24 protein-coding genes are annotated in these 20,572 nt (G+C 57.6%); 13 read left to right on the forward strand and 11 right to left on the reverse strand.

What is annotated here, in order from left to right; all coding sequences use genetic code 11:
- The first annotated feature begins 66 nt into the window (after window positions 1–66).
- The 5 genes from ilvD to ACTG3X_RS04960 all read left to right on the forward strand — a co-directional run bounded on the left by ilvD (window position 67) and on the right by ACTG3X_RS04960 (window position 5,917).
- Window positions 67–1,824, forward strand: a complete 1,758-nt coding sequence (ilvD, locus tag ACTG3X_RS04940) for a dihydroxy-acid dehydratase (RefSeq protein WP_439110133.1) — start codon at window positions 67–69, stop codon at window positions 1,822–1,824.
- Window positions 1,805–2,449: a hypothetical protein gene (locus ACTG3X_RS04945; protein ID WP_439110134.1), complete on the forward strand. Its 645-nt coding sequence runs from the start codon at window positions 1,805–1,807 to the stop codon at window positions 2,447–2,449. Before ilvD ends, ACTG3X_RS04945 begins: the two co-directional genes overlap by 20 nt.
- Window positions 2,450–2,599: 150 nt before the next feature.
- Entirely contained in the window at window positions 2,600–3,376 is a 777-nt protein-coding gene (locus tag ACTG3X_RS04950; protein WP_439110135.1) for a DUF6478 family protein, read from the forward strand.
- A 9-nt stretch (window positions 3,377–3,385) separates the two neighbouring features.
- Window positions 3,386–3,766 carry a hypothetical protein gene (locus tag ACTG3X_RS04955; RefSeq protein WP_439110136.1) on the forward strand — a complete coding sequence of 127 codons (381 nt, stop codon included), beginning with the start codon at window positions 3,386–3,388 and terminating at the stop codon, window positions 3,764–3,766.
- A 123-nt stretch (window positions 3,767–3,889) separates the two neighbouring features.
- Window positions 3,890–5,917, forward strand: a complete 2,028-nt coding sequence (locus ACTG3X_RS04960; protein ID WP_439110137.1) for an FAD-dependent oxidoreductase — start codon at window positions 3,890–3,892, stop codon at window positions 5,915–5,917.
- Between the two features lie 3 nt (window positions 5,918–5,920).
- Here the strand turns inward: ACTG3X_RS04960 and ACTG3X_RS04965 are convergent, their stop codons facing one another.
- The 7 genes from ACTG3X_RS04965 to ffh all read right to left on the reverse strand — a co-directional run bounded on the left by ACTG3X_RS04965 (window position 5,921) and on the right by ffh (window position 10,924).
- Window positions 5,921–6,703: a hypothetical protein gene (locus ACTG3X_RS04965; protein WP_439110138.1), complete on the reverse strand. Its 783-nt coding sequence runs from the start codon at window positions 6,701–6,703 to the stop codon at window positions 5,921–5,923.
- On the reverse strand, window positions 6,703–7,206 hold the full coding sequence (rimM, locus tag ACTG3X_RS04970; protein ID WP_439110139.1) for a ribosome maturation factor RimM: 504 nt from the start codon (window positions 7,204–7,206) through the stop codon (window positions 6,703–6,705). Before rimM ends, ACTG3X_RS04965 begins: the two co-directional genes overlap by 1 nt.
- A gap of 200 nt (window positions 7,207–7,406) precedes the next feature.
- On the reverse strand, window positions 7,407–7,811 hold the full coding sequence (gene rpsP, locus ACTG3X_RS04975; RefSeq protein WP_439110140.1) for a 30S ribosomal protein S16: 405 nt from the start codon (window positions 7,809–7,811) through the stop codon (window positions 7,407–7,409).
- Between the two features lie 39 nt (window positions 7,812–7,850).
- Window positions 7,851–8,147 carry a chorismate mutase gene (locus ACTG3X_RS04980; RefSeq protein ID WP_439110141.1) on the reverse strand — a complete coding sequence of 99 codons (297 nt, stop codon included), beginning with the start codon at window positions 8,145–8,147 and terminating at the stop codon, window positions 7,851–7,853.
- Window positions 8,148–8,267: 120 nt separating this feature from the next.
- Window positions 8,268–8,873, reverse strand: a complete 606-nt coding sequence (locus tag ACTG3X_RS04985; RefSeq protein ID WP_439110142.1) for a GNAT family N-acetyltransferase — start codon at window positions 8,871–8,873, stop codon at window positions 8,268–8,270.
- The gene (locus ACTG3X_RS04990; RefSeq protein ID WP_439110143.1) at window positions 8,873–9,421 is read right to left on the reverse strand and encodes a GNAT family N-acetyltransferase; all 549 of its coding nucleotides are present in this window, start codon (window positions 9,419–9,421) and stop codon (window positions 8,873–8,875) included. Before ACTG3X_RS04990 ends, ACTG3X_RS04985 begins: the two co-directional genes overlap by 1 nt.
- A 3-nt stretch (window positions 9,422–9,424) precedes the next feature.
- Window positions 9,425–10,924, reverse strand: coding sequence for a signal recognition particle protein (gene ffh / locus ACTG3X_RS04995; RefSeq protein WP_439110144.1), 1,500 nt, complete (start codon window positions 10,922–10,924; stop codon window positions 9,425–9,427).
- A gap of 311 nt (window positions 10,925–11,235) precedes the next feature.
- Between ffh and ACTG3X_RS05000 the strand changes: the two genes are divergently transcribed.
- Window positions 11,236–11,457, forward strand: coding sequence for a hypothetical protein (locus ACTG3X_RS05000; protein ID WP_439110145.1), 222 nt, complete (start codon window positions 11,236–11,238; stop codon window positions 11,455–11,457).
- A gap of 205 nt (window positions 11,458–11,662) precedes the next feature.
- A complete protein-coding gene (locus tag ACTG3X_RS05005) occupies window positions 11,663–12,538 on the forward strand; it encodes a LysR family transcriptional regulator (RefSeq protein ID WP_439110146.1) in 876 nt (291 codons plus the stop codon).
- On the opposite strand, the gene ACTG3X_RS05010 is transcribed toward ACTG3X_RS05005, so the two are convergent.
- Window positions 12,535–12,864, reverse strand: coding sequence for an ArsR/SmtB family transcription factor (locus tag ACTG3X_RS05010; protein ID WP_439110147.1), 330 nt, complete (start codon window positions 12,862–12,864; stop codon window positions 12,535–12,537). The genes ACTG3X_RS05005 and ACTG3X_RS05010 overlap by 4 nt on opposite strands.
- 272 nt (window positions 12,865–13,136) lie before the next feature.
- Here ACTG3X_RS05010 and ACTG3X_RS05015 point away from each other — a divergent pair, with 272 nt between their 5' ends.
- From ACTG3X_RS05015 to ACTG3X_RS05035, 5 genes are all read left to right on the forward strand, one after another.
- The gene (locus ACTG3X_RS05015) at window positions 13,137–13,466 is read left to right on the forward strand and encodes an AtpZ/AtpI family protein (RefSeq protein ID WP_439110148.1); all 330 of its coding nucleotides are present in this window, start codon (window positions 13,137–13,139) and stop codon (window positions 13,464–13,466) included.
- Window positions 13,467–13,468: 2 nt separating this feature from the next.
- Window positions 13,469–14,224, forward strand: coding sequence for a F0F1 ATP synthase subunit A (locus ACTG3X_RS05020; RefSeq protein ID WP_439110149.1), 756 nt, complete (start codon window positions 13,469–13,471; stop codon window positions 14,222–14,224).
- 43 nt (window positions 14,225–14,267) lie between these two features.
- A complete protein-coding gene (locus tag ACTG3X_RS05025) occupies window positions 14,268–14,492 on the forward strand; it encodes a F0F1 ATP synthase subunit C (RefSeq protein WP_439110150.1) in 225 nt (74 codons plus the stop codon).
- Window positions 14,493–14,574: 82 nt separating this feature from the next.
- Entirely contained in the window at window positions 14,575–15,111 is a 537-nt protein-coding gene (locus tag ACTG3X_RS05030; RefSeq protein WP_439110151.1) for a F0F1 ATP synthase subunit B', read from the forward strand.
- Window positions 15,112–15,115: 4 nt separating this feature from the next.
- On the forward strand, window positions 15,116–15,688 hold the full coding sequence (locus tag ACTG3X_RS05035) for a F0F1 ATP synthase subunit B (protein ID WP_439110152.1): 573 nt from the start codon (window positions 15,116–15,118) through the stop codon (window positions 15,686–15,688).
- Window positions 15,689–15,755: 67 nt separating this feature from the next.
- Here ACTG3X_RS05035 and ACTG3X_RS05040 read toward each other — a convergent pair whose 3' ends face one another.
- On the reverse strand, window positions 15,756–16,523 hold the full coding sequence (locus ACTG3X_RS05040) for a FadR/GntR family transcriptional regulator (protein WP_439110153.1): 768 nt from the start codon (window positions 16,521–16,523) through the stop codon (window positions 15,756–15,758).
- Window positions 16,524–16,642: 119 nt separating this feature from the next.
- The gene (locus ACTG3X_RS05045; RefSeq protein WP_439110154.1) at window positions 16,643–17,857 is read right to left on the reverse strand and encodes a TsoY family (seleno)protein; all 1,215 of its coding nucleotides are present in this window, start codon (window positions 17,855–17,857) and stop codon (window positions 16,643–16,645) included.
- Between the two features lie 145 nt (window positions 17,858–18,002).
- Here ACTG3X_RS05045 and ACTG3X_RS05050 point away from each other — a divergent pair, with 145 nt between their 5' ends.
- Window positions 18,003–18,344, forward strand: a complete 342-nt coding sequence (locus ACTG3X_RS05050; RefSeq protein ID WP_439110155.1) for a hypothetical protein — start codon at window positions 18,003–18,005, stop codon at window positions 18,342–18,344.
- Here ACTG3X_RS05050 and ACTG3X_RS05055 read toward each other — a convergent pair.
- Window positions 18,341–20,542: a transglycosylase domain-containing protein gene (locus tag ACTG3X_RS05055; protein ID WP_439110156.1), complete on the reverse strand. Its 2,202-nt coding sequence runs from the start codon at window positions 20,540–20,542 to the stop codon at window positions 18,341–18,343. The two genes, ACTG3X_RS05050 and ACTG3X_RS05055, sit on opposite strands and share 4 nt — an antisense overlap.
- Window positions 20,543–20,572 lie beyond the last annotated feature (30 nt).

The raw sequence follows: 20,572 nt of genomic DNA on the forward strand, positions 1-20,572 counted from the left end.
CTCTACTTGTGCCATGCCCGTTGTCTGCCTATCTCTTGTGTCAACGCTGACAGGGGGGACAACAAAATGACCAAATTTGACAAATCAAAACTGCCGAGCCGCCACGTAACCGAGGGGCCTTCAAAGGCGCCGCATCGCTCGTTTTATCACGCGATGGGTATGACTGAGGAAGAAATTCATCAGCCGCTTGTTGGTGTCGCCTCATGCTGGAACGAAGCGGCTCCCTGTAACATCTCTCTGAACCGTCAGGCACAATCAGCCAAGGCTGGTGTGCGTGAGGCGCATGGGAGTCCACGCGAATTTACGACGATCACTGTGACCGACGGTATCGCGATGGGCCATGAGGGCATGCGCTCGTCTTTGGCAAGCCGTGAGGCTATTGCCGACACTGTCGAGCTTACAATGCGGGGGCATTGCTATGATGCGCTCGTCGGTCTTGCGGGATGTGATAAATCCTTGCCTGGGATGATGATGGCGATGATCCGTCTCAATGTGCCGTCTGTGTTTGTTTATGGGGGCTCTATTTTGCCGGGCCGTGCGCCGACGGATGCGGGTATTCCTGAAGATCTCGCGGGGCGTGATCTGACGGTGCAAGACATGTTTGAGGCGGTTGGCCGCCACCAGAACGGGACGCTTTCAAGCGAGGCGCTGGCTGTCTTGGAGCGGGTGGCCTGCCCGAGTGCGGGCGCGTGTGGCGGGCAATTTACGGCCAACACCATGGCTTGCGTCAGCGAAGCTATCGGGCTTGCGCTGCTCAACTCATCAGGCGCACCAGCCCCTTACGAGAGCCGTGACCAATATGCGGCGGCCTCGGGCACTGCTGTTATGAACCTGTTGGAGAAGAACATTCGTGCGCGCGATATTGTCACGCGCAAGTCGCTTGAAAACGCGGCGCGTGTGGTTGCCTGTACGGGGGGCAGCACCAATGCCGCGCTGCACTTGCCAGCGATGGCGCATGAGGCGGGCATCGAGTTCTACCTTGAAGATGTTTGCGACATTTTCCGTGACACGCCTTACTTTGTCGACCTGAAGCCAGGTGGCGAATATGTTGCGAAAGACTTGTACGAGGCGGGGGGGATCCCTGTTGTGATGAAAGAGCTGCGCAAAGCTGGCTTGTTGCATGAAGACTGTATGACCGTTGCAGCCATGAGCTTGGGCGAGGCGCTCGACCAGATTGAGGGTGAGGCCGACGGAAAAGTCATCTACCCGATCGAAACACCGATCACAAAGACTGGGGGCGTTGTAGGCCTCAAAGGAAATGTTGCGCCTGAGGGTGCTATTGTCAAAGTGGCTGGTATTGCTGCGAAAGATCAGGTGTTCACTGGCCCTGCACGTGTGTTTGAGTGTGAAGAAGACGCTTTTGAAGCTGTGCAAAACCGAGCCTATAAAGAAGGCGAAGTGCTGGTGATCCGCAACGAAGGCCCCGCGGGTGGCCCGGGTATGCGCGAGATGCTTTCGACAACGGCGGCTCTCTCGGGGCAGGGTATGGGCAAGAAGGTTGCTCTCATCACCGATGGGCGCTTTTCTGGCGCAACACGCGGTTTCTGTGTGGGGCATGTCGGGCCTGAAGCGGCCCATGGCGGGCCGATCGCCTTTTTGAAAACGGGTGACATGATCACGATTGATGCAATCAAGGGTGAGCTTTCTGTTGATTTGACGGAAGATGAGATGGCCAAGCGCAAGGCTGAATGGAAAGGCCCGCGCGAGACGATTTACGCTTCTGGGGCTGTCTGGAAGTTCTCCCAGCTTGTGGGCGCAACTTACAAGGGTGCGGTTACGCATCCGGGTGCCAAGGCTGAAAAGCATGTTTACATGGACCTCTAGGCCAGCGCTCTGGCGCGCGGGTGTTGCGCTTATTGCGGCTTTTTCCCTGAGCGGGTGTCTTGAGCTACAGGCTCAAGACACTGGTGCGGGTGGAACGGACACAGCCCAGACTGGCCAGCGCAGTTTTGCTTTGGCCAGCTCCGTGATTGTACCGAGCGGTGTGACGGCGAAAGGCCCCCCGGGGTTTTGCATTGACAAACGATCAGTCAAAACGGGGCGCACAGGCGGCTTTGCCTTGATTGCGCCCTGTGCTGCGCTGGATGCGCGCGCCGATGGTCTGGGGCTTGAAACCGCAATTCTGACACTTCAAGTGCAGCCTGTTGGCGCTTTGGGTGGTGATATTTCAGCTCAGGCACTGGCAGAGGTGTTTGCCGCCGAAGAGCCGATTTATCTTGAAGATGGCGATGGCATCAGTTTGGTGCAATTGGCGGCTGGTGGCGAAGCAATCATTCCGCAATCTGACCCAACGCACTGGCGGGGTGCGTTGAAAGTGAATGGCTACCTTGTGGGCTTGGCTGTTTATGCTGAAGTGGGCGGTGCTGCTGCAGGTGATGTGGGCAAGACGCTGCTCATTGATTTTGCAGAGGCTGTTTTGAGCGCGAGCACAGAGGCTCCCAGCCAATAATCCTAGGGTTGTTCTGGCTGTTTGTGCACGTCTCTTTGGGCGAAAATCACTGAAATTGTTTAGCTATTTTATGAAATGAGGCCTTTTCGTTAACTCTGTTTCCAGTAGAGTGACAATTAATCCAGTTTTGTGTTTTGGCAGTTTTGTGTGATGGCGTTTTCCTTTGGCGGTGCAGTTTTAAAACGTGGGCTTTACCGGCTGTCTTTGAAGCGCTGGCAGCGCGCCGCGCGCCGCGCTCGTGGCACAGGCCTTGAAAAGCTGCGCGCAGAGCGGGCCGATGCGCGTAAGATCAAGACACAGCTGGATACACTTATTCATATCGCTGATGAACGGCTGGCTCTTCCGATGATCGGCTCTCAAGCTTTTGATAAGCCCTTTGACTCTGAATGGGCCTGGCGACCCGAGCTGTGGCGTGGGCCTTTGGCCAGCCCTGGTTTGAGCTCGGCTGAAACGAAGTCGATGTTGGGGCGCGAAGTGACCCTCTTTCACGATTGCCAGCATTCAGAGCTGACCCTGCGCCAGATCAGAAATCGTCGTGAAGCCGACTTGGCGCCTTATGGGTTGCGGCTGGATGTGTTTCGGTTTGATGGCTCGTTTTTGTCTGTTGTAGTGGATCTGCCCGAAGAGGCAGCGCGCGGGCTTTTGCGCAAGCATTTGCTGCGTATTCAGACGATTGTCGAGCTTGAGAAGCCGCTTGAGATATTTGCGCGGCTTAACATCAAGCATGGGCCGAACACAGAGCAAATTGTGCGGGAGCTGCCGCTGAACCAACAGGATGTGATGGTTGAGTTTGACTTGGCTTACACGAAGTTAAACGAGAAACGGGTCGAACGGATCTGGCTTGATCTGATCTTTGAGGGGCCTGAGATGAACCAGGTTGTTATTAGGGATCTAACATTGAGCCGGCGGCCAAGAGCCGAGCTTTAAGGAGGCGAAATGAGCGAATTTGTGGTCACAAAGCGCCGAATGATTGAGGCGCGTTGGAATGCTGTTGTCAGCCGTGCTGACGGTACGGCCATTGCAGAGACGCCAAAGCTGAGTGTGACGCTTGATGGCAAGCCGGTGCTGGGTGTGAGCTTGAAGGCGGGCGGTGAAGGCGATTGGGAGATGATTGTGCCTGTGCCTGCCGAAGCCGTTTCGGACGGGATCAGAACGATCATCGTACAAGACAGCGTGACCGATGAAAGCCTCGCGAGCTTTTCGCTTTTGTCTGGCGAAGCTCTGGATGAGGATTTGCGCGCTGAAGTCGACCTTTTGCGCCAAGAGCTTGATATGCTGAAGCGGGCTTTCAGACGCCACTGTGTAGAGAGCACTTGAGGTAACTCTGGCAACACCAAATCGCCATGAAGGCTGATGAAGGTGGCTGATATTTGACGCGGCGTAGTGGGTGACAGGAGCTGTCAGATAAGGCATTTTGGCTCTCAAACAGGGAGTTTCATCATGACGCACTACCCACATATGCTCGCGCCACTTGATCTGGGCCATACCACGCTGAAAAACCGCGTCATCATGGGGTCGATGCACACCAATCTGGAAGAAACCAAAGATTGGAACCGTGTGGCAGAGTTTTATGCCGAGCGCGCGCGTGGTGGTGTGTCTCTGATGGTAACAGGCGGGATAGCCCCGAACAATGAGGGCGGCGTTTTCCCCGGTGCGGCGGGGCTCTATACTGAAGCCGACATAGCCAACCACAAGATCGTGACAGACCGCGTCCATGCGGCAGGGGGCAAGATCGCGATGCAGATTTTGCATGCCGGGCGCTATGCTTACGGGCCTGAATGTGTAAGCGCTTCGCCTGTCAAATCTCCTATTTCGCCTTTTGCGCCCAAGGAGCTCGACGAAGACGGTATCGAGAAGCAGATTGCCGATTTTGCCCGTACTGCGGCCAATGCGAAAGCGGCAGGCTATGACGGCGTCGAGGTGATGGGATCGGAGGGGTACTTTATCAACCAGTTCCTTGTCACACATGTGAACAAGCGCACTGACCGTTGGGGTGGCTCTTACGAAAACCGTATGCGCCTCCCGATCGAAATAATGAAGCGGGTACGGGCCGCTGTGGGTGATGATTTTATCATCATCTATCGCCTGTCGATGATTGATCTGATCCCCAATGGCTCGACGCATGATGAAGTGGTGCAACTGGCCCAAGAGGTGGAGAAGGCTGGCGCAACTATGATCAATACCGGGATCGGCTGGCACGAGGCCCGCATCCCCACGATTGCAACAAGCGTGCCACGCGCGGGCTTTGCTTGGGTGACAAAAAAGCTGATGGGTAAAGTGGGTATTCCGCTGATCACTTCAAACAGGATCAATATGCCCGAGGTGGCCGAAGCGGTTTTGGCAGACGGCTGTGCCGACCTTGTGAGTATGGCGCGCCCTTTTTTGGCAGACCCCAATTTTGTGAAAAAGGCTGAAGAGGGCCGCAGCGCCGAGATTGCGCCTTGTATTGCCTGCAATCAGGCCTGCCTTGACCATACCTTTCAAGGCAAGATTTCAAGCTGCCTTGTAAATCCGCGCGCTTGCTTTGAGACAGAATTGACGCTTGAGGCAACATCGGCTCCCAAGAAAATAGCAGTTGTGGGCGCGGGGCCAGCAGGCATGAGCGCAGCGATTGCAGCGGCCGAGCGCGGCCACACCGTGACAGTGTTTGACCGAGAGCAAGAGATCGGTGGGCAGCTGAATATGGCCAAGCAAATCCCTGGCAAAGAAGAGTTTTGGGGCTTTGTCGACTGGTTTGGCACGATGGCTGCCAAGTACGGTGTTGCGCTAGAGCTGGGTGAGGCTGTGCGCGCTGAAGACCTTGTCGGCTATGACGAGGTCATCGTTGCTACAGGTGTCTTACCACGTGATCCTCAGATCGAGGGGCAAGATATGCCACATGTGCTTAGCTATGTTGATGTGTTGCGGGGTAAAGTGCCTGTGGGCAAGCGGGTGGCTGTTGTGGGCGCTGGCGGGATCGGCTTTGATGTAAGCGAATTTCTGGTTCATCAGGGCGTGAGCCCAACGATGGACCTTGCCGAGTGGAAAGAAGAGTGGGGGGTGGGTGACCCTTCCCAAACACGTGGTGGGCTTGCGCCTGAAGGCCCACAGCCAGACCCGGCTGCGCGGCAGGTTACGCTGCTTCAGCGTAAGGCAGAGCGCCACGGCAAGCGGCTTGGCAAAACAACGGGCTGGATTCACCGTGCTGCGCTCAAGATGAAGAACGTCGAGATGGTCGCTGGGGTCAACTACGAACGGATTGATGAAAATGGTCTGCATGTGAGCTTTGGCGAGGCGCGTGAGAACCCAAGGTTGATCGAGTGCGACAATATTGTGATGTGCGCAGGGCAAGTCAGCGAGCGCTCTCTGGCGGACGCGTTGGAAGCCAAGGGTGTGAAGGTGCACGTGATCGGCGGCGCCGATGTGGCTGGCGAACTTGATGCCAAGCGTGCCATTGACCAGGGCACACGACTGGCCGCTGCGCTTTAGCGCTTACAGCAGGGCATCCTTGGCGGCTTTGAGAGCTGTCTTGTTTTTAATCTCGCGGTTGAGGCTCAGAAATGCGACCTGCTGCGCGGCGGTGTTTCCCGTGTTTTGCGGCGGCACGGCATTAAGGCTCTGGCGCGTAGCCATTGGGACTTTCAGAATATCAAGCAGAGCTGCTGCGGGGCCTTCTGGTGCTTTTGCAAAGTCCTCAAGTCGCGCGGCCTGTACCTGCACTGGCAAGGCTGCGGCGAGCTTCTCGGCTTCAGCTTCCGGGCCCAAGAGCTCGGTGAAACGTGCGCGAAATGTGTCAAAGTCATCTGTAAGGCGAATGGAGCGCAGCAAGTGGCCGTAGACTGAGCGGATCCATGCCTCGCGTTCTCGCGTGGTGTAAAAAAACGTGATGTCAGTCGCGTCGCCAAATCTGCGGCGCACCTCGGAAATAATAACTTTGGCGAGCCGTTTGGCGGGGCGCTGGTAGGATGTCATCAACCGCCCCGAGACAGTATGATGACCGGGCATGCCGCCAGAGAACGTCTCGCGTGACAAGACGATGGTGTGATGATCAGGCACCGCGGCGAGAAAGCTGCGCAAGGCACGACGGAATTTGAAAAGCCGATGCGGAAAGGGGCGCTGTGCGTAGATACGCGCATGGGCGCCAGCATTGAGGAAATCTGTTTTGCCATAGTAAGCGACGTGGGGCCCAAGCGCTGTTTTATTGTGGCTCATGAAGTCTTGCAGGCTTGTTGTTCCCGTTTTGTGGAAGCCTGCGTGGACCACAACGCGTGTCATCAAAAAAGACCCTCGGGCGGGTCAGCAATTATGCGGCCTGTTGCCAGATCAACTGTGGGGACGGCCGCCTGTGAGAAGGGCATCAGAACCGTTGCGCTGCTGCCCGTTGTTTGAATTTCCAGCAGGTCACCTGCGCCGTGGTTTTGAACGGCCTTGACGCGCCCAAGCTCGGTGCCGCCTGTGTCCAGAACCGTCAGACCTATGAGGTCGGCGTGGTAAAACTCATCGTCAGGCAGTGAGGGCAGCTGGCTGCGCTCGGCGTAGAGCTGAACGCCACGCAGGCTGTCGGCGTCTTCTTTGGTGTTCACGCCGCTAAGTCGGGCGGAAAACCCGTTGTTTATTTGGCGTGTGATCGACAGGGTGAAGCTTTTTGCGCCGTCTTCAGTGTAGAGTGGCGTATAGCTCGCGATATCCTGTGGGTCGGCTGTGAAGCTCTTGAGGCGGATCTCTCCGCGGACACCAAAGGCGCCAGCAATGGCACCAACACAGACACGCTCGCTCATGGGCGGGCTCCTTCACAGAGACCAGATGACACCTGCCCACCAGCGGTTTGGCAGCGATCATCGTGAGAATATTTTTCGTAGGTTACACCTGCAAGAAAGGCTGTGCCAATCAAAAACAGTGTGCGAAAGGGGCGAAGCAGGAGGCGCATATCGGGGCCGCAATGCGGGCTGGAGCACGTGGCACCCCAGCCCGAAAGTGCTTAGCTTTCAGCAGCTTCGTCGGCTGCAGGAGCTTCTTCAGCAGGAGCTGCTGCGGCTTCGGCAGCGGCTGCTGCTTTGGCTGCTTTTTCTTCGGCGCGGTCTGTGGCTTTTTTGCCTGGGAGACCTTTTTTCAGGTTTGAGCGTTCTTTCTTCTCGAGGACGCCAGCGGCTTCGAGCATGCGTGAAACGCGGTCTGTTGGCTGTGCGCCTTCGCCGAGCCAGTATTTGATACGGTCAAGGTCAAGCTTCACGCGCTCTTCGCTGTCTTTGGCGAGAAGCGGGTTGTATGTGCCGAGCTTCTCGATGAAGCGGCCATCGCGTGGCATGCGGCTGTCAGATGCAACAACGCGGTAGAAAGGGCGCTTTTTTGAGCCGCCGCGGGCGAGACGAATTTTCATAGCCATGGTGTGTTCTCCTTAAATGGCGTGGCAGGCATGTGCCTGTTATTCTTGGTGTTTTTGGTGGTGCTGAATGACTTCAGCGATGATGAAGTTGAGAAACTTCTTGGCAAATTCAGGGTCCAGATCGGCCTGAACTGCCAAATCTTCGAGCCGTGCAATCTGGGCCGTTTCGCGGGCCGGATCAGACGGGGGAAGGGCGTGTTCGGCTTTGAGCTTGCCCACCGATTGGGTGTGCTTGAAACGCTCGCCGAGAGTATAAACAAGGATGGCATCGAGGCGGTCGATGCTGTCGCGGTGCTCTTTCAGAAGAGCTGCGGCGCGGGTTACAGCGTCGGTCATTTTGCACCTCTAAAACGGTTGGAAAGGGGGGGTGAAAAGCGTGCACAACCCGTGCACCATGCGTGCACCGCCTGAACAGACTTTGTTACAAAAGCGTTAACACCGAAGGCTGCGCGAAGATCAGTCAAGCGCCCATCCTTTCGGTTTGAACAAGGGATCCGCGTAGTGGCTGATTTCCATGTCGATGCCATGGGCCAGCTGTGTGCCATCCAGCTGGGCTGGTGACGGGTGGCGGTAGACTGCATCAGAGCCGTCGATGCTTGTCGCCTCATTGTCGCGTTTTGCGCCAAGGCGCTCGGCAAGGCGGATACTGTCGAGGTTCTTCGGGTCAAGATAGCTCACGGCTGTCTCCCAGCCGCGCTGCTTGTAGTAGAAGTCGCGCGCGGCGTGGGTGGCCTCAAGTGCGTAGCCCTTGCCCGCCTTATCTGGCCAGATGATCCAGGCGATCTCGGCTTCGGGCCATTTGGCAGGCTTCCAGCCGCCAGCCATGCCGTAGGTCTCGTCGGTCTCTTTGTCGTGGATCATCCACATCCCAAAGCCGCGAATGTTCCAGTGACCGATTTCGGCAGCATAGAGCATCCAAGCTTCATAGGCGTTGAGTGGCCCGCCCATAAAGCGCGAGCGGTAGCTTGAAAACGTGGCCTTGAAGTCCGGATAATCCTCGGCTTCGGGGCCGCGCAGAACGAGGCGTTTGGTTTCCAGAACGGGAATATTGGCTGTGTGCATTATGCGTAGGCCTCCATGCCGCCGTTGACGAGCGCCTCTGGCGCGGGGTGGCGCCAGACTTCGGTTTGGCCGAACTTCGGGTGCTCGTAGTGATAGTCAAATGCGGCACCAAGACGTGTGGCGACAGCTTTGCTGGCTGTGTTGTCTGGCGCGATCAGGCTGATGGCAGTGTCCCAGCCGAGCACATCATAGGCATGTGCGCGGGCGGCTTCGCCTGCTTCGGTTGCATAGCCTTTGCCCGTCGCCTGTGGCATCAGCGTCCAGCCGATTTCGCGCTCAGGCCAGCCGAGCGGGTTCCAGAGACCGACACGACCAAGATATGTGCCTGTCTCTTTGTCATCGACAGCCCAGAAGCCATAGCCACGCATAACCCAGTGGCCCAAGATCCCGCCAATGGCGCGCCATGCTTCATCAGGGCGCAATGGCCCGCCAACGAACTTTGACGCATCCGACGCCCAGAACGCAAACTCCTGCTCCGCGTCGGCCTCACATGGGGCGCGCAGAACAAGGCGTTCGGTTTCTAGTGTGGGGATGGCGAGGTTGAGCATGGGTTACTTTTTCTTCCCAAAGCCGGAGAGACCCGAGGGCAGGCCCATGCCGCCGCCGAGACCTGGCAGCTTGCCCGAGGCACCGAGCTGCTTGGCCGCGGCTTCCATCGCGGCGGGGTCCATGCCTTGGCCCATTTCTGCTGGCAGGCCACCTTTGCCGCCGAACATACCTTTCATGGCTTGTTTCAGCATGCCGCCTTTGCCTTTGCCGAGCTTCTTCATCATGTCCGACATCTGACGGTGCATTTTGAGAAGCTTGTTCAACTCGGAGACCTCAAGGCCAGCGCCTTTGGCGATGCGCTTCTTGCGGGAGGCTTGGAGGATCTGCGGGTTGGCGCGCTCGCGTTTTGTCATGGATTGAACAAGGGCGATCTGGCGCGCGATGATCTTGTCATCAAAGCCTGAGTCTTGCACTTGTTTGGCCATTTTGCCCATGCCGGGCATCATCCCCATCACGCCTTCCATGCCGCCCATTTTTTGCATTTGCTCGAGCTGCATTTTCAGGTCGTTCATATTGAACTGACCTTTCTGGAAGCGCTTCATCATGCGCTCGGCTTGCTCGGCCTCGATTGTGTCTTGGGCTTTTTCAACAAGCGCAACGATATCGCCCATGCCAAGAATACGGCCTGCGATACGCTCTGGCTCGAAGGTTTCGAGCGCGTCCATCTTCTCGCCGAGGCCGACGAAGCGGATGGGCTTGCCAGTTACGGCACGCATAGAGAGGGCTGCACCGCCGCGTCCGTCACCATCCATACGGGTGAGGACAACGCCAGTGATGCCGATCTTGGCATCAAACTCTTCGGCGACTTCAACAGCGACTTGCCCTGTGAGGCCGTCAACCACGAGAAGCGTTTCGCGCGGGTCGACAATGGCGGCCACATCGGCCACCTCTTTCATCAGGACTTCGTCAATCTGAAGGCGGCCCGCGGTGTCGAGCATATAGACATCATAGCCGCCAAGGGCCGCTTGCTGCTTGGCGCGCTTGGCGATGTCGACGGGGCTTTGACCCTTGACGATGGGCAGCGTATCAACGCCGATCTGTGTGCCGAGGATGGCGAGCTGGTCCATTGCGGCGGGGCGGTAAATATCGAGCGAGGCCATGAGGACTTTTTTGCCCTCGCGGTCTTTGAGGCGCTTGGCGAGCTTACCTGTTGTTGTGGTTTTACCGCCGCCTTGCAGGCCGACCATGAGGATCGGCGCGGGGGGATTGTCGATCTTGAGTTTGCCGGGGTCTTCGGCACCGCGCAGCGTATCGACAAGAGCGTCGTGGACGATTTTGACAACTTGCTGGCCCGGTGTGACCGACTTGGTAACAGACTGGCCTGTGGCCTGATCTTGCACCTTTTTGACGAACGCGCGGGCAACGGGCAGGGAGACGTCGGCTTCGAGCAGAGCCACGCGGACTTCGCGCAGGGCTGTTTTGACATCTTCGTCGGAGAGCGCGCCTTGTTTGGTGAGGCGGTCGAAGACACCTGAGAGGCGTTCGGACAGATTTTCAAACATCTTGTCGGCTCCTTACCGCTGCGTTTTGACCCGACGAGGTGAGCGGGCCGCCCAATGACAATAAGCCCCCGTGGGCGAAACTCGCTGACGGGGGGCGATCTCGGCAAGCGAGACCGGAAGTGTTTAGGCTTCCGTATGATTGCGCGCTGTCTACGACTTTGGGTGCGTGGGGTCAAGTCTGGGGTGAGGCGAGCATATTTTTGCCACAGAAAATCGAAAGTCGCATCTTTAGATACAAAGTGCTTGATGCGTATTATCGGTGTGTTTACGTTGCTCGTGGTAATTGCCAATTTTAACTCGAGGTAACAAGTATGAAAACTGTAGCAAAATTCGCCGCAATCGCACTGATCGCAGCACCTACATTCGCGTCCGCTGGCGGCAAAGACACAGCGGTTATGGAATCAGACGTATTCGTAGACACAACACCAGTAGCTGGCGGTTCGTCAGGCTCACTGGGTTCAATGGGCTCAGGCGCAGGTATCGCGGCAGCGGCTCTGGTTGTGCTTGCGGTTGCAGCGTCAAGCGGCACCTAAGCCACTCGAACGACGACACTTTCGGCGCCCTCGGGCTCTTGGTTGCGGTTTCTCGCAGCGGGAGTTCGGGGGCGCCGTTTTCGTTTGGGCCGTGTGTCTTTGCGCAGAGCGGCGCAGAAGATAGCTGCGGGACTGATTGCAAACGCCGCCTCGTGCGCTAAGCTTGGCTGCTAGAAGCTGAGATAGAGGGCGAGCGGGCGAGCAGATGGACAATTGGGACGAAATCAGAACGGCCTACCATGTGGCGCGCGAGGGGACGGTGAGTCGGGCTGCGGAAGTCCTCGGGATTCATCATGCCACTGTGATTCGTCACATTGATGCGCTGGAAGAGCGGTTGAAGGCCAAGTTATTTCAGCGCCACGCCCGCGGCTACACGCCGACAGAGGCCGGCCAGGAGCTTTTGCGCGTGGGGCAGGCGACAGCCGAGCAGTTCTCGCAGCTTCAGTCGCTTATCCATGGGACCAGCACGGGGGTGGGCGGCGAGCTTGTGATTACATCGCTCACCGAGATCGCGCCCAAGATCGTGCCGCTGCTCAAAGAGTTTCAGGACATGCACGAGGGGCTCTCGCTGCGCTATCTGGCGGGGGACCGTGTGTTCAAGCTGGAATACGGCGAGGCGCATGTGGCGATTCGGGCGGGGGCGCGCAAGCCCGACGAGCCGGACAATGTGGTGCAGCAGCTTTGCCGCGCCGAAGTGAGCCTCTATGCCTCCAAAGCCTACATTGATGCCCACGGTGCGCCCAGCGGGCTGGATGACCTTGCGGGCCATCGCTTTGTGGGCAATGTCGATGCAGAGGCACGCGCGCCTTATTACCAGTGGCTGGCTGCGCATGTGGCGCCCAGCCAGATCGTCTTTCGCGCGGGTGACTTCCAGATTGCCAGTGCCGCTGTGCGGGCTGGTATCGGGCTTGGCTTTATGGCGGATGGCGCTGAGGCGCAGATACCAGAGCTGGTCAAGGTTGCGGGGCCTGAGGAGGCGTGGGGCACAAGCCTCTGGCTGGTGACGCATATGGATCTGCACCGCACCGCAAAAGTACAGGCGATTGCGCAGTTTTTGAAAGAGCGGCTGAGCTGCGACTAAGTCGCCTCGGGAAACTCTCGTTCCAGAAAGCGCTCAAACGCGTCCAGATTGACAGGGTCGAACTGGCCAAACCCCTGCATCCAGACAGAGGCCTGTTTGAGCGCGTCCGGCTCAAGCTTGCACCACTTCACGCGGCCACGCTTCTCTTGAGAGATCAGGCCCGCGCGGGTGAGCAGCCCCAAATGTTTTGAGATGGCTGCGAGGCTCATCTCGAAGGGCTCGGCCACATCTGTTACGGCCATGTCGTCTTCGAGCAGCATCGTGAGGATGCTGCGGCGCGTTGGATCGGCGAGAGCCGAGAAGACGAGATCAAGCGTTTGTGTCATGGCTTTGTGTGGCTTGCGCTGTGGTTTTCGTCAACCATTTGGTTGAGTGTTTGTCTGCCCTGAAAAGCAAAGATCAACCTGTTGGTTGAATAAAGCTTTTGACTCAATTTTGAGGGTTTTGCGGGTGCGGCGGAATCTCCGCCAGATGGCTGTGGCTTAATAATGCCATGTTTATCAGTGGGTTAACTTCATCTTGCGGGTGCGTTAAGGTAACTTGACTCAGAGGCGGCTGCGCAATAGCTACTCATCAACTGTCCATGGGGGCTTTTGACGTGTCGATACGCGATAAAGATGACCGGCTGAGTGAGCTTGATAAGCGCATAAAAGAGGTCAAGGCGGCGCACACACCGAAAGACCACATGGAGGAGCACTACTCCCAAGCGCAACTCGCGTGGCGGATGGTGATCGAGCTGGTGGCTGGTTTGGGCCTTGGCTTTGGCATCGGATACGGGCTCGACTGGGCCTTCGGGACACTCCCGATATTCATGGTGCTGTTTACATTTATGGGCCTTGCGGCTGGTGTGAAGACAATGCTTCGCTCCGCACAAGAGATCCAGAAGACACAAGAAGCGGCTGAGGCCGCAAGAGACGAGAAGGGTTAGTCATGGCGACTGAGACGCACGGCACAGAAGGCACAGGCCTCGTATTCAAACCGATGGATCAGTTTATCGTGCAGCCTTTGTTTGGCGGCGAGCTGGGTGTCTTCACCATCACCAACACCACACTCTGGATGGTTTTGGCGATTGTCGGTATCTTCGCCATGATGGTTCTGGGCACTGCGCGCCGCGCCACGATCCCTGGTCGTGCACAGTCGGTTGCCGAGCTTGCCTACGGCTTTATCTACAAAATGGTTGAAGATGTTGCAGGCAAAGATGCTGTCGGCTTCTTCCCGTATATCATGACACTGTTCATGTTCATCGTGTTCTCAAACTTCCTCGGCCTTATCCCGATGTCGTTTACGCCCACATCACACTTTGCTGTGACGGTTGTTCTGGCGCTCCTGGTGTTTGTCACCGTGACAGTTGTGGGTTTTGTGAAAAACGGTGCCAAGTTCCTTGCGCTGTTCTGGGTGTCAAGCGCGCCACTGGCGCTGCGCCCCGTGCTCGCGATCATCGAAATCATCTCATACTTCGTACGCCCCATGAGCCACTCTATCCGTCTTGCGGGTAACGTGATGGCGGGCCACGCGGTTATCAAAGTTTTTGCAGGGTTTGCAGCAATCGCTGTTATCAGCCCTGTCTCTGTACTTGCCATTACGGCGATGTACGGCCTCGAAGTTCTCGTATCCTTTATTCAGGCATACGTGTTCACCATTCTGACCTGCGTGTATCTGAAAGATGCTCTGCATCCTTCCCACTAAGGTCTGATTGTAATCTAAACTTCCAATCGTAAGGAGAATACTCATGGAAGGCGAACTCGCACACATCGGCGCAGGTATTGCGGCACTCGGCACAGGCATCGCGGCACTTGGTGTTGGCAACGTAGCTGCCAACTTCCTCGCAGGCGCACTGCGCAACCCATCAGCAGCGGCTTCACAAACAGCCACGCTCTTCATCGGTATTGCTTTTGCTGAAGCTCTGGGGATCTTCTCGTTCCTCGTCGCGCTTCTGCTGATGTTCGCTGTCTAACTTTTTCGGATAACGATCCTTACGGCCGGGTGGGCGCATCGCGCTCACCTGGTGATCAGGCAAGTTCCCGAAGGAGGGCCACATGGCGACCAATACGTACGAGGCCGCGGGCAAAGCGGCCGAAGCCAAGTCAGGCATGCCCCAGCTGGATCCTTCCACTTGGGCAAATCAAGTTTTCTGGCTTTTGCTCACACTTGTCGTGATCTACCTTGTTCTGTCTCGTGTTGCATTGCCCCGCATTGCGGCAATCTTGGCGGAACGTCAGGGCACGATCAGCAACGATATTGCAGCGGCTGAAGAGCTTAAGCAACGCGCGGCTGAGGCTGAAGAAGCCTACAACCAAGCGCTGGCAGATGCGCGCACTGAAGCCAACGGCATCATTGCGACGACAAAAGCCGATATTCAAAAAGACCTCGATGTCGCGTTGGCCAAGGCCGACGCCGAGATTGCCGCCAAAACGGCCGAGGGCGAAAAGGCGATTGCCGCCATTCGCGAAGGCGCGCTTGAGAGCGTAAAGGCCGTTGCGAAAGACACGGCAAAAGAACTTGTTGCAGCGATGGGTGGAACGGCAGATGCCAAGACCATCACAGCAGCTGTGACAGCACGGATGAAGGGCTAAGAAGATGCGGAAACTCTCAATTCTCCTCGCCCTCACCGCCGCAACGCCTGCTATGGCGGCCAGCAAGAACCCGTTCTCGGCGTATTTCTGGAGCCTTGGCAACACAGACCTGATCGTTCTGATGGGTTTCTGTGTGTTTGTTGGTATTCTGCTGTATTTCAAAGTTCCGTCGATGGTTGGCGGAATGCTTGATGCGCGTGCGGACGGTATCAAGAGCGATCTTGATGAAGCCCGTGCGCTGCGCGACGAAGCCCAGAAAGTTCTGGCTGATTACGAGCGCAAGCAAAAAGAAGTTCAAGAGCAGGCCAACCGCATTGTTGAAGCGGCCAAGGACGAAGCAGCAGCCGCTGCCGAGCAAGCCAAGGCTGATATCAAAGCGTCAATCGCGCGTCGTTTGACCTCTGCGGAAGAGCAGCTCAAGAGCGCGGAAGCGTCAGCTATCAAAGAAGTTCGCGACAGCGCGATTGTGGTGGCTGTTGGCGCCGCACGTGATGTTGTGGCCAAGCAGATGACGGCGGCCACAGGCAACCAGCTCATTGATGATGCGATTGCCCAAGTGGACGCGAAGCTCCACTAAGCAGCGGAGCATAGCTTATTAAAGAACCCGGTCTTTATGGCCGGGTTTTTTCGTTTTGGAGCGGGGCTTAGTCTTCGCGGTCGTGCTCAAAGCGCAGGCGGGCGATGTCTTCGTTTTTGTCTGACTTGATCTGGTCGGCCAGGGCGGCGTTAACGAAGTTGAGGTGGCTTTCAACGGCTTGTCGTGCGCGGGCCGGGTCGCGGGCCTGAAGGGCATCGTTGATGGCGCTGTGTTGGGTGAGCAGGTCTTCGCGCGTGGCGTTTTGCTGGAAAATGCGGGCGCGGTTGTAGAAGACGCCTTCTTTGAGAAGATCAAAGATCGAACGCATCATATGGAGCATGACTACGTTGTTGCTGGCCTCGATGATGGACATGTGGAAGGCTGCGTCAAGCTCGGCTTCCTTTTGGGCCCCGGTGCGCTTGTCGGCTTTTACCATGCGCTCGTAGGCCTGATTGATAACTTTGAGGTCGGTCTCGGAGGCAAGGCGCGCGGCACGCTCGGCTGCGATCCCTTCTAGGTCACGGCGGAATGCGAGGTAATCAAACACCGCTTCTTCGTGTGACGAGAAGAGCTCAATCAGCGCATCAGAGAAGGCCGAGCCAAGCACATCGGCCACATAGACTCCCGAGCTGGCTTTGGCGGTCAGAAGTCCGCGCTCCTGAAGCTCGCCGATGGCTTCGCGCAGTGACGGGCGTGACACATTGAGCTTGTCAGCGAGTTCGCGCTCTGAGGGCAGGCGCTCACCGGGGCGCAGGATGCCGCGCAGCACGAGCTGTTCGATCTGGCGAACGACTGCGCGGCTGAGCTTTTCGGGGTGTACTGGTTGAAACGGCATGGGCACTCTCGGTTAATTGGTAAAACGATATTACCAAATTGCCAGTGCGGCAAGCCTATGCTTAAAAAAGAGGCGGGCCATATGGGGCCCGCCTGTCAGTGTCTTTCGGGCGCTCTTGGTCACTCTGCCGGGACTGCGCTTCCTTTGGCGCTTGCGCCGAAGTGCTGACGGTTCAGGCGCAATACCAAAGCAATCATAAGTATTTGCGAGGCAAGCGCGATGGCTGTCACGCCCCAGTAAGCGATGCCGAACTTTGTGACCACGCCTGCAGCGACGAGGCCCTTGTTCACAAAGAAATGGAGAAGCACAGAAAAGGCGACGCCCGGGCAAACAAGTGCATAGGAACCTGGTGAAGTTTTTGACCCAAACACGAAGTCAGTAAAGTAGCCTTGGCGGCGCAGAACGGTAAGGCCCAGCAAGAGGAAGACAACCTGTATGGCCACCATCTGCGCTAGCCAGACCATGGTTGTGCCCGCTTCTGCGTGAGCGTCGAAAGTTGTGTGCAGCCCGTGGCTCTGGCGCAGAAAGAGAATCGAAAGGATCGTCACAATCGGAACGATGACCATCAGGGTCGGGCCAGATTCGCGGGCTGTGCCGTGTTGCAGCATAGAGCTGAAGGCGGTTGTGAGCGCCACAATTGTATAGATGAGCGCGGCAACGGCGAAGAATGTGGAAATGATCAGGGAGATTGCGACCGTTGCGGGCGCGAGGGACATGGAGGCAGGTGCCGAGAAGCCAACACCGATCATCGCCAGCGCAAAGGCAGGGAGAAGCTGCGCAAAGCTGTTGTGGGCGGTGACATCAAACAAGCCGCCTTCGCTGAGAACACGGCCAAGGAAATCTCCAATCAGGCGCAATGCCCAGACACCCAGAGCGCCAAAGGCAACGAGGGCGAGCGGGAAGAGATACTCGATGATGCTCCACAAATTGGGTACAAACACGAGCCCGACGATAAAGAGGGCGTTCACCGTCATGGCTGTTGCCAGTGGTGCCGCCAGCAGAGTTGTTTCGGCGTTTGAGGCACGGAGCGCTGTGTAGGCCTCGGTTTTCTGGAAGCGCGCGAGGGCGGCGAAGTTCCAGAGCAGGTACTTTACATTGAGAAAGGTCGCTGCGGCGATGCCGACAATAGCGAGCACGACGGCCGCTTGGAGGGCAAGCGAGCCTGTGGTGAGCGCCGCAAGGATGTCTTCAAAGACAGGGACAGGACGTGTGCCGTGTGGAACCCAGAACATGAGATACATGAAGAAGGTTACAGCCAGCCCGCCAGCACCGAGCGCGCCAAGAAAGTAGAGCGGGGAATAGGTATCGGCGGGTCTATGTTGCATTGCGTGCATCCTTATATTCTAATTATGGAATATATACACATTCTGAAATTGGAATGCAAGGAGGCCGTGGTTTACCATTTGTTTACCAAGTCTGGGTAACCCTTCCTTCATGAGATATGTTTTTGTGTTGTGTGTTTTGGTGATGGGCTGCGATATGCCGAGCACTGCTTTTATGGGGGTTGAAGCCCAGCGGATCACTGTGGGGCAAAGCACATTTGATGTGCGTGTCAAAGACAATCGTGCTGAGGCCTTGCGCCTCAACAGTGAGTGGGCCCCGCGCTTGGCGGCGGTAGAGCCGCGTGCACGGGCCGCTATTGAGAAGGTGTCAGGCTGCAAGGTGGCACGGGTGCGCGGCGATCAGGCGATGATGGTGGCAGACCTTCAATGTGGCGCTGCCTCAGTACCGCTGCCGCCGCAAGCGCCGCTCACCTGTGAGCTGGATGGCGCACCACGGCAGCTATCAGGGGAAGTGTTTGTTGACCTGATCTGCGGCTAGCGGTTTTCGCGGTTTTGATCTTGCCGCTGTTGGCGGTCAGCCTCGTTTTGGGATGAGCCCCCGAAGATACCTTGGAGCAATTGTTCGATTACGCCTTGGGTGCGCCCGTTGCCACTTGGGCCGTTGGCAGGATCAAGCCGCTGCCCTTCGTTCGGGTCGGGCGCGCGCATGGGCAGCACATGAGCGGGCAGGCCTTCGTGGGTGCGGCGCATGGCTTCGTGCCAGATTTCGGCAGGCAGGCCCGAGCCTGTGACGCCTGAAAGCGGCGTGTTGTCGTCATAGCCCATCCAGACCCCTGCAACGTAATCTGCGGTAAAGCCGATGAAGAGCGCGTCTTTGGCCGACTGGGAGGTGCCGGTCTTGCCTGCGACGTCTCGGTCCGGGAGCGCTGCGCGCCCGCCTGTGCCTTCGGTGACGACTTTGTTCATCATCCAGATCAGCTCTTCGGCTGTTTCTTGCTGGATGACACGTTCGCCGATACCGCCTGTCGCGCTCATGAGCGGGTCGGTATTGCCCAGCAGCTTCAGCTCGACAAGGCCATAAGGTGTGACGGCGCTGCCGCCATTGAGGATACCTGCGTAGGCCCCTGTCATTTCTAGCAGGCTCGATTCGGATGCGCCGAGGGCTAGCGCAGGGCCTTGGGCAAGGTCAGATGCGATGCCGAATTCGGAGGCGACCTTGCGTACGGTTTCCAGTCCGACTTCTTCGGCCAGCTTTACGGCCGGGATGTTGAAGGAGTATTTCAGTGCATCTGTCAGTGTGATCGTGCCGTGAAACTTCTTGTCGTAATTGTTGGGGCAGTATTCGCCCGAGCCGGGCACGCGGATGCAATAGGGCGCATCTTCGATCAGATCGAGCGGAGAGCGGCCCACATCAAGCGCGGCTGCGTAGACGAAGGGCTTGAACGACGAGCCGGGCTGGCGCTTGGCCATTGTTGCGCGGTTGAACGCGCCAGACACTTGGGTCTGGCGTCCACCTACCATGGCGCGCACGGCGCCATCGGCGGACATGATCACGATGGCAGCTTGGGCTTTGGAGCCTTCGCGCACTTTTGTGTCAAAGATCTCTTTCATCGCATCTTCGGCTGCGCGCTGGATGCGTTGGTCGAGTGTTGTGCGGATGATCACATCTTCGGTTGTGTTGCGGGTGAAAAATTCGGGGCCCGAGGTCATGACCCAGTCGGCGAAGTAGCCGCCGGCTTTGGCTTGGGCGGCCTCCGAGAGTGTTGCGGGGTTTTCTTGTGCATCGCGCGCTTCTGCTGGCGAGAGATAGCCTTGCTCTCCCATCAGGCGCACGACGGTTGCGGCGCGTTCCTGGCTGCGCTCCAGATCGTTGGTGGGGGCAAAGCGCGTGGGCGCGACAAGCAGGCCAGCCAACATGGCGGCTTCGTTGGGGGCGACAAGAGCGGCTGACTTGCCAAAGTAGCGCTGTGCAGCGGCTTCAAAGCCACGCGCGCCTGCGCCCAAGAAAGCGCGGTTGATGTAGACAGTGAGGATTTCGTCTTTGGAGTATTTCACCTCCATGGCCATGGCGTAGATGGCTTCTTTGGCTTTGCGCGCCAGTGAGCCTTCGCGGCAGTCGGCCTCGTAGGCGGCTTCGTTTTTCCAGATGGCGGCGTCAAACGGCACGCCAAGACAGATGAGCTTGGCTGTTTGCTGTGTCAGGGTCGAGCCGCCGTGGCCTGAAAGCGGGCCGCGCCCTTCGCGCAGGTTGATCCGCACCGCCGAGGCGATGCCGCGGGGGCTGAGGCCGAAGTGGGAGTAGAAGCGTTTGTCTTCGGTGGCGACGATTGCGTTTTTCAGGTGGGGCGATACGGAGGTGGCCGTGACGGCACCGCCGAACTGGTCACCGCGCCATGCGAAGACATCGCCAGCATCATCCAGAAGCGTGACAGAACCGCGCGCGCGCCCGTCAAAAAGCTGCTCAACGGGTGGCAGGGTCAGCGCGACATATCCAACCGCCAGCCCGAGGATAAGCGTGCAGACAAGTGTCATGCGCCAGCCAAAGCCCCAGAGGATGCGGAAGATCCAGCCAAAGAGCCCAAACACCATCCGCGCCAAGAAGCCACGCTTGGGCTTGTTTGGCTTGCGCTTGCTGGGTGCCCGTTTTTTGGGCGCCGCTTTCGGGGCGGCCGCGGCCTTCTTCGGGTAGCGGCGCTCGGCGACCAGCGGTGGCTTTTTACGTCCTGATGTACTCATGATTTGCCCTGCTCGGAGCCATTATTTTGC

The sequence above is a fragment of the Lentibacter sp. genome (genome assembly GCF_965658795.1).
Classification (GTDB): Bacteria; Pseudomonadota; Alphaproteobacteria; order Rhodobacterales; family Rhodobacteraceae; genus Lentibacter.